10 protein-coding genes, 1 other RNA gene, 1 pseudogene and 1 riboswitch are annotated in these 13,971 nt (G+C 40.9%); all 12 genes and pseudogenes read left to right on the top strand.

Annotated elements, in window-relative coordinates:
• The first annotated feature begins 66 nt into the window (after positions 1-66).
• On the top strand, positions 67-294 hold the full coding sequence (locus tag HMPREF1321_RS10960; RefSeq protein WP_034576084.1) for a hypothetical protein: 228 nt from the start codon (positions 67-69) through the stop codon (positions 292-294).
• A complete protein-coding gene (locus HMPREF1321_RS10955; RefSeq protein WP_009422689.1) occupies positions 291-1,067 on the top strand; it encodes an SDR family NAD(P)-dependent oxidoreductase in 777 nt (258 codons plus the stop codon). Before HMPREF1321_RS10960 ends, HMPREF1321_RS10955 begins: the two co-directional genes overlap by 4 nt.
• Positions 1,068-2,017: 950 nt before the next feature.
• The gene (locus HMPREF1321_RS10950) at positions 2,018-2,836 is read left to right on the top strand and encodes a hypothetical protein (protein ID WP_009422671.1); all 819 of its coding nucleotides are present in this window, start codon (positions 2,018-2,020) and stop codon (positions 2,834-2,836) included.
• Between the two features lie 219 nt (positions 2,837-3,055).
• Positions 3,056-3,458, top strand: a transfer-messenger RNA (tmRNA) gene (ssrA, locus tag HMPREF1321_RS11790).
• Between the two features lie 192 nt (positions 3,459-3,650).
• Positions 3,651-4,820, top strand: coding sequence for a helix-turn-helix domain-containing protein (locus HMPREF1321_RS10945; RefSeq protein ID WP_009422666.1), 1,170 nt, complete (start codon positions 3,651-3,653; stop codon positions 4,818-4,820).
• 242 nt (positions 4,821-5,062) lie between these two features.
• The gene (locus tag HMPREF1321_RS10940) at positions 5,063-7,402 is read left to right on the top strand and encodes a TonB-dependent receptor (protein ID WP_009422682.1); all 2,340 of its coding nucleotides are present in this window, start codon (positions 5,063-5,065) and stop codon (positions 7,400-7,402) included.
• Between the two features lie 38 nt (positions 7,403-7,440).
• Positions 7,441-8,244 (top strand): CPBP family intramembrane glutamic endopeptidase, encoded by an 804-nt coding sequence (locus HMPREF1321_RS10935; protein ID WP_009422650.1) that lies wholly within the window; start codon positions 7,441-7,443, stop codon positions 8,242-8,244.
• Positions 8,245-8,513: 269 nt separating this feature from the next.
• Positions 8,514-8,804, top strand: a complete 291-nt coding sequence (locus HMPREF1321_RS10930) for a hypothetical protein (RefSeq protein WP_009422648.1) — start codon at positions 8,514-8,516, stop codon at positions 8,802-8,804.
• Positions 8,805-8,881: 77 nt separating this feature from the next.
• Entirely contained in the window at positions 8,882-9,763 is an 882-nt protein-coding gene (locus HMPREF1321_RS10925; RefSeq protein ID WP_009422651.1) for an SDR family oxidoreductase, read from the top strand.
• 39 nt (positions 9,764-9,802) lie between these two features.
• Positions 9,803-11,107, top strand: a complete 1,305-nt coding sequence (gene brnQ, locus HMPREF1321_RS10920) for a branched-chain amino acid transport system II carrier protein (protein ID WP_009422669.1) — start codon at positions 9,803-9,805, stop codon at positions 11,105-11,107.
• Positions 11,108-11,151: 44 nt separating this feature from the next.
• Positions 11,152-11,242: riboswitch (TPP riboswitch) on the top strand.
• A gap of 95 nt (positions 11,243-11,337) precedes the next feature.
• Positions 11,338-13,500 carry a TonB-dependent receptor gene (locus HMPREF1321_RS10915; protein WP_009422658.1) on the top strand — a complete coding sequence of 721 codons (2,163 nt, stop codon included), beginning with the start codon at positions 11,338-11,340 and terminating at the stop codon, positions 13,498-13,500.
• 97 nt (positions 13,501-13,597) lie between these two features.
• Positions 13,598-13,971 (top strand): annotated as a pseudogene (locus HMPREF1321_RS10910) (pyrogenic exotoxin B); the annotation flags it as partial.

Raw genomic sequence — 13,971 nt, 5'->3', positions numbered from 1 at the left:
TATACAAATAAATACTTTACCTTTGCATTTTGTAAATAATCTACAATCAAAGAAGATAATTAACAAATGAATACAGAACTTAAACAAACTCTGCAATTTGTCTTTTTTATAGCAACACCGCTTTGCTTGGTAAACAGCTTTATTACAAGCGATAAGTTTAATCTTTGGAATGATTGGGGACTAAAGTTTCTAACTTCTTACGCAATATCATTTCCTCAGGCAGTACTTTATGTTTCCTTAGTAAAATGGTATAAAAGAAGAAAATGTAAAATCAATAAACAAATATTAAAATGAAAAACTTAAATAACAAGAATGCCGTAATTACCGGCGGAAGTGATGGTATTGGTTTAGGAATAGCCAAAGCCTTTGCCCGTGAGGGTGCAAATCTATTGCTCATAGGTAAAGACCCTGAGAAACTACAAAAAGCCCAACAAGCGCTACTAAATGAGTTTGGCGTGCAAGTACACACCCTCTCTGCTGATTTATCAAAAACAGAGACAGTAGCTGAGGTAGTGAAAGACATTGAGCAACTGCTATCTACGGTAGATATTTTAGTAAACAACGCTGGTTTGGGCAAGTTCGTACCTTTTGAGCAAGTGGACTATACCTTATACGATGCCCACTTCAACCTCAATGTAAAAGCGCCTTATTTCCTTACCCAAGGTCTGCTTCCTGCTCTGGTGAAAAGCAAGGGGAATGTTATTAATATCTCGTCGTATTTTGCCCACCGAATGCTTCCTAACCGCGCGACTACCGTTTATTCGGCTACTAAAGGAGCGTTAAACTCTTTTACCAAGTCTTTAGCTTTTGAAATAGGACAGTTGGGCGTACGCGTAAATGCCATTGCCCCTGGAAGTATTTCTACCCCGCAATTCAACCACAATTTGCAAGCTCTTACCCCCGAAAAACAAGCCGCTTTTGAGACTATGGTAAAGGAAATTTACCCTTTACAACACATTGGCACGCCTGAAGATATAGCCAAAGCTTGTGTATTCTTAGCCAGCGACAATGCTTCGTGGATTACAGGCACTGTGCTTGCTGTAGATGGCGGACTCACTACAAATTAGTTGTGCACGACGCGCAGTGTGAACCACACAGGCATAGGGAAAATTAGCGAATTTGGAAATTAGAAAATGAGGTACAGGCTACAAGAAAAGCACCAGCGGAGGGGGAGTAGAGAAACTTGGAAAGGCTCGGAGTTATCGGAGGAAAACGAAAAATATCAAAAGAGGGTTAAAGGGAATTTTGAAGAGAAAAGGCTGTTAGGAGGGTACGCTTAGCTTATAGAGAGCTTATAGGAAGCTTATACGAATCTTGGAAGATTGGTATAGAAAGGGTATATAAATAGTTAAGAATGAGGAGTTAAGAGAGGGGAGTAAGAAGTGATTTTGAGGATAATAAATCGAAAGTAAAGAGAAGTGAATACGTTGGTGTATTGAATGTCAATAGAAGAAGAGTGCTATCTGAATTATTGAAGGGAAAGTGATTAAATAGCATTTTTGCCGGAAAAAATAATAGATAGAAAATCATCTGACGGAGTGGAAATTGAAGCAAATTAACAGATAGCTTTGCTATCAGAATTCTGCGTGAGATTTCACTGAGAGCTAAAAAAGAACTAAATTTGTTAATTAGTGAATTAGCAAATTAGTTGTATCTTTGCATAACCGTACTACATACATTTCTTATGAAAAACGAAAAAAAATCGACAGAATGGTAGAACGGGAGTTGAAGAATTTAAGGATTACGTTATATGTGACTTTATGGCTAAATTCTTAAATGGTATGTCTATAACTATGTAATACACGATGGGGCTCACGGTGAGTATTTTGGTATGTATTTCTATCGATAGCTATGTGCTCAATAAGTTTGTTCCTTATCTTAAAGAAACTTCATATACCCTTTTACCCTCTGTTGAGAAGGCAAAAAATGATATGTATCAACTATTGAGTAAACAGTAAAGTAAATCAACCATAAAGGAGATATAAAAAGCGAACAACTAAAAAAATGGAGGCACACAATGGCAATAGACGGAGTAAAGATTATCGATAGCGATAGCGGTTACGATATTTATAACAATATCACAGAACGCTACAAAGACGGTGAAGATATTGAAAAAATCAGACAAGATTGGTTGAACGAGGAAGACAATTTCTGTATTGACGAATTATTTACGGAAATATACTGGACGGCGTTCGCCTACTCGCTCTGGAAAATCGGGTACAAGGAAGATGAAGTCCGCCAGAAAGCATTGGAAATAATAGAAGGCGGAGCGAGTGCATTGTGGGACGAGATTCATACCCAAGCCCGACGACAAAGGCAGAAGGCTCTCGAGAAATTAAAATTACAACTCTCGTCGGATAATCCGAAGCCACTTCGCAAACCGACGATAAAAAAACCGAAAGAGCCATATTTCCAAAAAGGCGATGTATTAGCCGTTGCGATGAAAGAAGGGTATGGGATTTGTTTTATTTCGGCAGTGGACAGTTCGCCGAGAAAGGTAGAATATCATATCGCCTGTACAAGATATTTAAGCGATAAGTATCCTACGATGAACGATTTTCTGGAGAGTAAGATTGCCTGTGGTAGGTATAATCAAGATTTCGCGTTAAGAACCGACTGCTGGTTTAATCATAAAGATTTGGGGGCAATACTGCCCTCTATTAGAAAGCTTGGTTCCGCTCGGTTTAGACCATATCTTTTATGGGTGCTGGCACCTGCACACAACTTAGACGATATTTATAAGGAGATAGTACAAGACAAAAAATACTTCGGCGGCAAAATAAAAGAAGTATCCGAATTGGTCGAGACAGTGATAGAGGATACCGAGGAGATGTGATAACAGAATAATTCAAGATAATTAAAATACGAGATAATAAACAAAACAGGCTGATAAAAGAAAAAGAACGTTGTATACACTTTTTTTTCTTTGTTTTGGTAGGCGTATGCTAGTGGAAGGTAGGAGAATAAAGAGGGATTATGAAATAAAAAAAGGAGCAATTGTTGTGAGTATGATTATTTTTTGTACCTTTGCACCGAATTACAGAAATGAACACTTGGGGTCGACCGGTTTTGACAGTAAGTGGCATTAAATAGTAAGCATACCGAGCTGTGAAATGAATGCTCGATAATCTCTATTTCAAAATTTTAAATGGCGAGAATAACTACGCTCTTGCTGCCTAATCTGAAGTTTAGTAAGATTGCTGGCTAAGTCCCTACAAGGTAGGGAAGCGAGATGTCTCTGAAAAGCCCTTGTTGACGGCGTTTCGTACAGAGACACCATAAAAGTCAACATTGAACCTGCAGTACGCTTCTGCTAACGGTTCTTAAGCAAAGGAAGCTAAGCGCAAAATGGGCGGTGCTCGGTCAGTTTTGCGACGAAAATCAAACGAGGACTAAGTATGTAGAAAGCTTTTTGATGACTTATTTGGACGAGAGTTCGATTCTCTCCGACTCCACATTATAATCTCATTATAGAACGAGAACTAAATAGAAAAACACTTTTATTTAGCTCTTGTTTTTTTATTCATTTTAGGTGCCTTATTCACTATATTTGTTATATTTTTTCATTTATTTATCATTAAGTAGTAAAGTTATTGGCGTTTTCTTGTATTATCTTTATATTTGCGCCTTTAATAACAACAAAGATAATAATGAATACGCTCTTTACTATCGGCATTTTCCTTTGCTTTTTCCTCTCTGTATTGCTCTTTACCAAACGTCCTAAAGCCCTATCGGATAAGGTATTGGCGATATGGTTGGTGTGCATTGGTATTTATCTGCTGAATTATTACCTGCATTATTTGGGCTATTGGGAGAAATATCCTCATTTAGTAGGAGCGACGCACCCTTTTCCGCTTTTGTTTGCTCCTTTTGTATATTTGTACGTATTGGTGTGTTCACGTGAAGACCAACATTTTCATTGGCACGATAGCTTGCACTTTTTACCTTTTTTGCTCACCTACGTTGTGATGTTTCCCTTTCTTTTTGGCTATTCGGCGACTGAAAAAGCAATGATAGACCAAGCCGATTACCATAGCCCCTATCAATGGTTATTTACAACTTCGTTTGTAGCTTTTGTGACCGTGAGTGTGGTGTATATTGTATTGGCTTATCAGAAAATCAATCAGTATGAGCAGGTAATAGGCGACAATTTTGGCTATAACGAAGGTATTAGTTTGCAATGGCTACGACTGTTGCTCATCGGGTTCGGGCTGATTTTCTCAGTGATGATAGTGGGATATATAGTGCAGTTTCTCTTAGAAATAGAGATAGGAGTTAATATAGAACTTATTTTTTTGGCACTCTTTGTCTTACTTATAGGGCTTATTGGCTTCTGGGGCATACGACATCAGGGAATTTTTAGTGTTGAAAAACAAAAGCCTTTTATAAAGAATTTAGTCTTGTCTGACAATTCTCATAGGTCAGACAATATTGATTCTTCATTCTCCAAAACTCCTGAATACCGCAAATCTGGATTGAAAGCTGAGGACGCAACCAGTTTACACCAACAGCTGCTCACACTAATGACTACCGAAAAACCTTATCTCGAACCTAAACTCTCCTTAGCTCAATTAGCTGAAATGTTAGGTGTACTTCCTAACCACCTTTCACAAATTATCAATCAATACGAAGAAAAGAATTTTTATGACTTTGTGAACAGCTATCGTGTCGAAGAGTTTATCACTTTGGCGAAGAAAGACATTGATAAGAATTTTAATCTTTTGGGGCTTGCCTATGAAGCGGGCTTTAACTCTAAGTCCTCTTTCAACCAAGTGTTTAAGAAGATTACAGGTAAAACACCAAGTGAATTTGTGAATTAGGTGCGAGAAACATAGTTTAGCACGTCCAAACTCTCACGCTACCCCTTCTTTTCAACACCTCCTCCCATTCGCCCCGCACAATTCTTCCCACGAACAAAACTTCCCTAACCCATTGCCTCACTACCATTTGTCAATTGTCAATTATCAATTGTTCATTACAATTACGTCCATTCCCTCACGCTTGGGCGATGCACCTTGTTTTCCACCATACCTTTGCCCCAGAATTTTAAACGTATTACGCAATGAAAACCTTTTTGAACATCGTTCTTTTTTTAGTGCTTCCGCTTGTAGCACACGCACAAGATATTACCCAAACACTTAGGGGTACTATTTATGACCAAAGCACTCACGAACCCCTCATAGGGGCTACCATAGTGGTGCAAAACTCTAATCCTGTTATCGGTACAACTACCGATGAGGCAGGAAACTTTTCAATTACTAACCTTCCCTTAGGGAGGGTGAGTTTAGAAATCTCTTATATAGGCTATGAGAGCCGCGTGATTCCTGAGGTACTCATTACTTCAGCCAAAGAAGTCGTGCTCAGCATCGCTCTTAAAGAAGCCGCCACTGAGCTTGAAGGTGTGGAAGTAGTAGCGGGTATCCGCAAGGAGAAAGCCCTCAATGCAATGGCTACCGTGAGTGCCCGCACTTTTTCGGTAGAGGAAACACAGCGCTATGCCGGCGGACTTAGTGACCCGGCGCGTTTAGCTTCTGCTTTTGCGGGGGTCTCTACGGGTAATTTACAGGACAACTCTATTGTCGTGCGCGGTAATGCTCCGCAGGGCGTGCAATGGCGATTGGAAGGTGTGGAAATTCCTTCACCTCAGCATTTTTCTGGTGGAAATGTCATCGGGGGCGGATTGGTGACGCTTTTTAGCAATCAGGTGATTGGCAATTCCGATTTTCTTACAGGGGCTTTTCCTGCCGAGTATGGCAATGCGCTCGCTGCTGTTTTTGATGTGAAAATGCGCACTGGTAACACTTCCCGCTATGAACATACGGCACAAGTGGGCGTCTTGGGGCTCGACTTTGCGTCCGAAGGTCCGCTTTCACGTGCCAAAGGTTCTTCTTATCTCTTCAACTATCGCTATTCTACTTTGGGATTACTCAGCGATTTGAAAATCAATAAAACAGGTCAGCGTATTAAGTACCAAGACCTTTCTTTTAAATTGAATTTCCCTACCGAAAAAGCAGGTACATTCTCTCTTTGGGGCATTGGAGGGATTGACAACACCCATAAAGATGCTTTGAGCTCCCCAACCGACTGGAAAACCGATATCGACCGCGTGAATAACAATTGGGATACTTACGTGGGTACTGTGGGCTTGCGCCACCAAATCACCGCTGGTGAGCGCAGTTTTGTAGAATCACACGTCGCTTTTTCGGGTACTGACGACCGTATTAGCACCGATTACCTTTCCGATGATGCTTCTGTGTTCACCCCCGATAGCCGACTTAAAAAACAAAACGGAACACTCACTTTGGCGACCTCGCTCACTCATAAGTTTTCTCCTTTGGCTACTTTGAAGGTGGGACTCACCAGCAAACAACTTTTCTACAAGTATAATCTCAGTGCTGCACAGGATTATGTACCTTCCACTTATGCGTGTATTGTCAATTCGGCAGGCAATACGCATCTTACCGAAAGCTATGCCCAACTGAAATACCAGCTATCGCCTGCCCTTTTAGCAAATGTAGGATTGCGCGCTCACTACTTTGGTTTGAGTAAAGAACTTTCTCTTGAAAGCAGAGCGGGATTGGCTTGGAAACTTTCCGATAAACACAGTTTGAGTTTCGGCTATGGCAAACACTCTCAACCCGAAGATTTGAATGTGTATATGATAGAAGTAGGGGGTGTAGCTGTGAATAAGGATTTGAAGCTGAGCGATGCACATCATTTTGTGTTAGGTTACGACTGGATGCTTACCGATAAATTGCGTTTCAAAGCCGAAGCCTATTATCAATATCTGTGGAATATCCCAGGGGAAGAGGGTACCAGCTACTCGCTTATCAATTTGCGACGGGCGTTGTATCTCAACAAAGCACTCGTGAATAATACCAAAGGACGCAATTATGGTATCGACCTTACTTTGGAGCGCTTTTTGGGTGACAATTATTACTATCTCATTACGGGGTCTATCTTCAAATCCGAATATAAAGCGGGAGATAATGTGTGGCGTAATACGCGCTATAACAAAGGTTTTGTACTGAATGCCCTCTTTGGTAAAGAGTTCTATTTTGCCAATAACCGCAAGGTGCTCGATGTGAATGCGCGTGTGAGTGTAACTGGAGGCGAGCGTTACAGTCCCATTTTAGAAAGCCAGTCGATAGCTGCTAAACGTGTGATATTTGATGAAAGTCTTGCTTTTAGCGAGCAATTCCGCACCCTTACCTACGCCGACCTTACCGTGAATTACCGCATCAACCACCGCAAGAGCAGTAGTGTGTTCTCTTTCCAAATGAAGAATGTACTCGGAGCTCCTATCTATATCGACCATAATTACAATTACCAAACCGGACAGATAGAGCTCAGCAAAGCTACTCTTATCATACCAAATATCAGTTATAAAATAGAATTCTAACTTCTTATCTTTTACCTCTTATTTCTTATATAAATAAAATGAAAAAATATAATCACCCTATTTTGTTTTTCACCCTTTCCCTTGTGATTCCTTGGGTATTGTGGTTTGTGGTGGCTTATTGGAGTCACCAGCCAAAAGCACCTAATGCTTTTTGGACAGGTTTTTTTGAATTGGCAGGCTTGTTATCTCCTATGGGCGTGGCTACCTACCTCTTTACACGCAATAAGGAGCTATTATCCGACCTCAAAACGCGTTTTATTGGCAAAAATTTGCTTACTAACCGCTATTTTTGGATTACCCTCTTGTTTCCACCCCTTTCCATTGTCGTGGCACAGCTACTTTCGCTTGATTTAGGGCATAGTCTCGACCAGTTTTACATTTCAGGGCAACCCAGTTTCAGTTCAGCGCCTTTCAACGCTTGGTTTGTGCTCTGTTTGGCGCCGGTGCTCGAAGAATTGGCTTGGCATACTTACGGCACTGATGCCTTGCGCAGTAGGTGGACGCTTTTCACCTCATCGCTCATCTTTACCGTGTATTGGGGGTTATGGCATTTACCCTTGTTCTTTGTAAAAGACTATTACCAAAGCAATGTACAAGCTGAGGGGTGGCTCTATACAGCCAACTTTTTCGTAAGTCTGTTTGCCTTTGTGTTTATCATCAACTGGCTGTATTACAAATCGAGGCGCAACGTGCTGATAGCCATATTGTTCCATTTGGTAGCCAATATTTCCAACGAAATCTTCGCCACCCATCCCGATAGCAAACTGATACAAACAGGCTTATTCGCCCTACTCGTGGGGTATATCCTCATAAAAGAGAGACGATTGTTTTTTAGTAGGTAAAACCTTCATTCTACCGAAAAAGCCAATTCTCAAAGGTAAGAAATCGTTGATATTCAGCTAGTGTTCGGTAAATGTATAATTAGTGACCCTTGTAGACCCACTGTAGAGCCACTGTAGAGCCACTGTAGAGCCACTGAAGACCCACTCTAAATTCGTTTAGTGTATAGTTAAAATATATCTATCTGTTATTCGTCATTCGTTATTTGTTATTTTATTTGGCGGTTAGTAAATAAAGAAGTACTTTTGTTAAACCAAATTGTATTCTGACTATGAAGAAATCAAAATCAGGTGTCATTCATTTTTTTACCAAAGAAGAAGGCGGACGGCAACACCCTCCTACCGGTGAGGTCTATTATGCCACCACTTACATCGAGCAATTGCCTCAACCAAATTGGAGCATTATTATTGAATTTGAAGAGCCTATGAAAGAAAGTGAATACAGTGCTTTGTGCCAAGTGAGGTTTCTCTTTGACCACGCCCCCGCTTATATCTTAGACGAACTTCACGAGCTCAACGTGTACGAAGGCGCTAAAATCGTAGGAAAAATTGTGTTCGATTAGTTATTTTTCGTCGCAAATTTAGCCAAAGTTTAAACATTAGCTAAGTTGAAAGTCTTAAATCAATTTATTAAAACAGTATGAAATCATCAGAAAAAATATTATTAGCCGGAGCGACCGGTTATTTAGGTCAGTTTATATTAGCTGAACTCTTAAAAAAAGAATACCCTACCCGCATTATAGTGCGTAATAAGTCGAAAATAGCACCCGCCTTACTTACCCACCCGCTATTAGAAGTAGTCGAGGCTGAGGTAACAAAACCCAATACTTTACTCGGTGTGTGCGAGGGGGTTACCCAAGTGATTTCCACTGTCGGAATTACTCGGCAGAAAGACAAACTCACCTACGAGCAAGTAGATTATGCGGCTAACAAGAACTTGCTTGACGAAGCACTGCGCTCAGGGGTACGTAAGTTCATATATATTTCCGTATTAAACGGCGAAGCACTACGTCCTATTGCCATTGGGGCTGCCAAAGAGCGTTTTGTAGATACCCTTAAAACCAGTGGAATGGACTACTGTATCGTGCGTCCATCGGCTTTTTACAGCGATATAGCTACCATCTTTTCAATGGCAAAAGAAGGTAAAGTGCGTCTCTTTGGCAAAGGGCAATACGCTATGAATCCTATTCACGGCGAGGATTTAGCCGAGGTGTGTGTAGCGCAATTAGAGAGCTCCGAAAAGGAAGTGAATGTAGGAGGGGCTGAGGTGTTCACCCAGTATGAAATCGCTGCTTTGGCTTTCGAGGTGTTACATAAGCCTGTGAAGGTCGGTTTTTTGCCTGATTGGGTACGGAAGTCCGTTTTGAAAATAGGCAAATATCTCTTGCCTAAAAGTGCTTACGGCACTATAGAATTCGTTTTCACCGTAATGGCAATGGATTCGGTAGCGCCAATGAAGGTAGGAAAACATAGGTTGAAGGTATTTTTTGAGGAACTTCGAAATAAATATTTGCATTTGTAGTATAAAATTACTATTTTTGCAAAGTTATTCTCTACCTCTATGCATCATATTCGTAAAAGCAAATGGAAAACTATTACCACCGTAGGCTTCGCTTTATTTGCGATGTTCTTTGGGGCGGGTAATCTTATATTACCTCCGTTCATAGGTTTAAGAACGGAAGGGGAATGGGGTATGGCGTTGTTAGGCTTTTTTATCACCGCTATTTTAGCTCCTTTCTTAGGGGTGTTAATGGTGGCTAAAACGGGCACTCACTTCACTGATTTAGGGAAGAAAACGCACCCTTGGCTCATTAAAATCCTTACGTTATTAGTTATTTTATGCATAGGTCCTTTGGTAGCTATCCCACGCACCGCTGCTACTACTTTTGAAGTAGGCATACAGCCCTTATTACCTGCTTTTCCTAAGGTGTGGTTCATCGTTTTATTCTTTGTCGTTGTAACTGTATTATCTATATCGAAATCCAAGATTGTAAGCATTATAGGAAGGTTTCTCACTCCTTTTCTGCTGATAGTTTTAGTACTGCTTATTGTTTTAGGCGTATGCTTTCCCCCCGATAGTATTACCTCTACGGCATTTACCGCCACCGAAAGTTTTTCGTTAGGGTTCATAGAAGGCTACCAAACAATGGATTTACTGGCTTCGGTTATCTTTGCAGGTATTGTTATTGCAGCAGTAATAGATAGTGGATATACCTCACGCAATGAGCGTGTTTCTGTTACTTTTGCGGCTGGAATGCTTTCTACGCTTTGTTTGTTGTTTATTTATGGAGGGCTTATCTACTTAGGCGCCACTACCGATTACCCTTTAACTGATAGCGTACAACGCACTGAACTTTTGTTACACATTTCTCATTCTGTTTTAGGGAAATGGGGCACTATTACTATTGCCTTAGCTATTGGTTTTGCTTGTCTTACTACCGCTATTGCTCTTACATCGGCAGTGGGCTTGTTCTTTGAAGAAGTAACTCACCAACGTATCCCTTACAAAGTAGGTGCTATAGCCTGTACGCTCATTTCATTAGTATTATCAATTAATACGGTGGATAATATTATCAATTATGCGATTTATATTCTGCTATTTATATATCCGATAGTCTCTACTCTCATTATAACCGTTTTATTCTTCGATCGCTTTGTAAATAGCAAATTACCCTATATTTTAAGCGTATTGGTCACTGCTATTATTTCCACTATTGATAGCTGTCAAACGTTAGGACTACCCTTTGATAAGCTTTATGAAATTAAAGACCTATTACCTTTGAGCCATTACGGTTTAGAATGGTTTTTACCTGCTTTGCTAACTTTTATTATTACAGCTTTCATAAAAGGCTTTCAGAAGAAATAATTAGCGTATTATTTGTGGTTTTGGTATTTATTTGTACTTTTGCGCCGTCTCATAAGGGGTGCTGTAACAGGCTGAGATTATACCCATTGAACTTGAACGGATAATCCCGTTGAAGGAATGAAACTAAGCAATTGGAGCTTGTTTTTGCTTTTGGGTAGCATAAACAGGCTTTTTTATTTTATTAACACACCAAATAATAGCCTCTTTTATTTGTAAATATTTATTTTACAATGAAAAATGTACTTTTGTACACTGCTATTTGCTTTACTACATCGGCAATGGCACAACAGGCAATAGAGCCTGACTCTATCGTCCCTTCACCTAAGCCTATTCAGTTAGACGAAGTATTAGTATCGTCCGTGAGGGCTACCAAAAAACTTCCCGTAACCTTTTCTAACCTCTCTAAGGAGGAAATCAAGACTAAGAACTTCGGTCAGCAGTTGCCTTTGTTGTTAGGTCAGTTGCCTAATGTGGTGAGCTATTCCGAAGATGGTTCGGGCTTCGGTAGTAGCAATATGTTTGTACGTGGGAGCGACTTGTACCGTACTAATGTTACTATCAACGGCGTACCGCTCAACGACTCCGAATCACAAGGGGTATTTTGGTACAATCTCTCCGACTTTGCTTCCTCAGCTGAGAGCATACAGTTGCAACGCGGGGTAGGTACTTCTTCTAATGGAGCAGGAGCTTTTGGCGCAAGCCTAAACGTTCTCACCGATGCTGTACAAGAGCAGTCATCAGGAGAGCTCGCTAACTTCTACGGCAGTTATAATACTCACAAACACAGCCTTAAACTTTCCACCGGAAAACTCAACGACCGTTTTGAGCTCAGCGGACGCTTTTCTGTTATCAAGAGTGATGGTTACCGCGACCGCGCTTCCTCCGACCTTAAATCTTACTTCTTACAAGGCGCTTATAGCCACGGGGGTACGCTCATCAAAGGATTAGTATTTGGTGGCAAACAAAGTGTCTATCTCACTTATCTGGGAGTAGATAAAGAGACTTTACAGAGCAATCGCCGTTATAATCCTGCGGGTGAATACAAAGATACCGCTGGTAACAAACGTTTCTATGAAAACGAAACTGATAACTATCAGCAAGACCACGCTCAACTGCATTGGACGCAACAGTGGAATACGGCGTGGCATACGCAACTTTCCTTCCACTACACCAAAGGCAAAGGTTATTGGGAAAACTATGAGAAGAAAAAATATTCTAAGGTAGGCTTGCCCAAAGTACTCGACGGGGCTGGCAAGGAACAAAAAGCATACATCATTCACCAACAAGGATTAGACAATGATTTCTGGGGTACTACTTTTTCGGCGAACTATCAGAAAGATGGTGTGCAACTGCTATTTGGAGGATTGCTCAATCGTTATGAAGGTGCTCACTACAAAGACTTGTTATGGGCAGAAAAAGCGCCTTTTGTGTATGGCAATCGTTATAGTTACGAAGGACTCAACACCAAAGAAGAAGCAGCGGGTTATGGCAAACTCACTTGGCAATTTGCCCCTAAATGGAGCCTGTTTGCCGATGTACAATTCCGTCACGTAGGGTATAAGGCAAATAAATACAAAATAGATGAAAGCCTTAACAGTTTTAACCCTAAGGCGGGTATTACCTTCTTCTTGAATGCACATAACGACCTTTACCTCTCTTATGCTCGTGCTACCAAAGAGCCTAACCGCTCCGATTACAAGAGCTATTACGAAGCCCTACAGGACGACCCTAATGCTAAAAAACCGATAGCCGAGAAGCTCAACGATATCGAACTCGGTTGGCGACTCACCACCCCAAAAGTACGTTTGAATCTCAATGGGTATTATATGGGCTATGAAGACCAATTAGTGCTTTCAGGTAAGCTCAATAGCACCGGTTATCCTATCCGTGAGAATGTGGGTAAGAGCTATCGTGCAGGAATTGAAGCCGATGCGATGGTGCAACTCTCAGAGCGTTGGTTGTGGTCGCCTAACGTAGCTTTTAGCAAAAATTTAAACAGAGATTATAAGAGTCAAGATGCTGAGGTTGCGACTCGCACCATTAGTTGGGGCGATACTCGCATTTCGTATTCTCCTGATGTAGTGCTCGGTAATACGATTACTTTTATGCCTATTGAGGGGTTTCAAATAGGTTTGATTTCTAAATATGTGGGTGCACAATATGTAGATAACACCGAGCGTGATGAAGCAAAACTCGATGCTTATTTCGTGAATAACCTCAGTTTGCAATACGAGTGGAAGCCTAAAAACACTTTCAAATCGGTATTGTTTTCAGTAATGGGGAATAACATTTTCAATACCAAATACACTCCTTACGGCGATAACGGTTACGGAATGGTGTATATTCCCGCTGCCGAAGCGAATTACTTAGCGGGGATAACGCTCAGTTTTTAGGAGATAAAAGAAAATCCTGCTATAGTTTTTGTTACTTTGTTTTGAAGTTTCCATTTCTTTTATTATCTTTGTCGCGTAATAAAAAAACAAACCTTATATGAGAAAGTTTTTATCTATTTTTATCGTAGCAGGACTCTTCCTTTCCTGCCAACGCGAAGAGGTAGACGCCCCGTTCGCAACCGACACTGATATTTCAGTATTACCCAGTACTGAAACGAAGGCTTCCGACAACGGACTTTTAGGTTGGGTAGCTCTCACAGGGCAAACCCATATTTCGGCGGAGGAAGCCCAAGAAACCGCTCTCGCTACCGCTATGCAAATGCGTGAAGTAGAAGGTATTGTTACCAAAGCTCCCTTAAAAATTGGCTCGATTGAGGTAGTAAAAGGCGACACTCGTAAGCCTTACGTACCTACTAAAGGCAACGCAAAACCCGAACAAGCCGATGTGTACATTGTAAACTTTGCCAACAA

The sequence above is a fragment of the Capnocytophaga sp. oral taxon 412 str. F0487 genome, from assembly GCF_000271925.1.
Lineage (GTDB): Bacteria > Bacteroidota > Bacteroidia > Flavobacteriales > Flavobacteriaceae > Capnocytophaga > Capnocytophaga ochracea.
This window is presented reverse-complemented; position numbering and strand designations above follow the sequence as displayed.

Excerpts from the sequence above, each read along its gene's own strand:
- HMPREF1321_RS10940 (WP_009422682.1), top strand. The coding sequence starts at position 5,063 with ATGAAAACCTTTTTGAACATCGTTCTTTTTTTAGTGCTTCCGCTTGTA.
- HMPREF1321_RS10925 (WP_009422651.1), top strand. The coding sequence starts at position 8,882 with ATGAAATCATCAGAAAAAATATTATTAGCCGGAGCGACCGGTTATTTA.
- HMPREF1321_RS10915 (WP_009422658.1), top strand. The coding sequence starts at position 11,338 with ATGAAAAATGTACTTTTGTACACTGCTATTTGCTTTACTACATCGGCA.
- HMPREF1321_RS10960 (WP_034576084.1), top strand. The coding sequence starts at position 67 with ATGAATACAGAACTTAAACAAACTCTGCAATTTGTCTTTTTTATAGCA.
- HMPREF1321_RS10945 (WP_009422666.1), top strand. The coding sequence starts at position 3,651 with ATGAATACGCTCTTTACTATCGGCATTTTCCTTTGCTTTTTCCTCTCT.
- HMPREF1321_RS10935 (WP_009422650.1), top strand. The coding sequence starts at position 7,441 with ATGAAAAAATATAATCACCCTATTTTGTTTTTCACCCTTTCCCTTGTG.
- HMPREF1321_RS10950 (WP_009422671.1), top strand. The coding sequence starts at position 2,018 with ATGGCAATAGACGGAGTAAAGATTATCGATAGCGATAGCGGTTACGAT.
- brnQ (WP_009422669.1), top strand. The coding sequence starts at position 9,803 with ATGCATCATATTCGTAAAAGCAAATGGAAAACTATTACCACCGTAGGC.
- HMPREF1321_RS10930 (WP_009422648.1), top strand. The coding sequence starts at position 8,514 with ATGAAGAAATCAAAATCAGGTGTCATTCATTTTTTTACCAAAGAAGAA.
- HMPREF1321_RS10955 (WP_009422689.1), top strand. The coding sequence starts at position 291 with ATGAAAAACTTAAATAACAAGAATGCCGTAATTACCGGCGGAAGTGAT.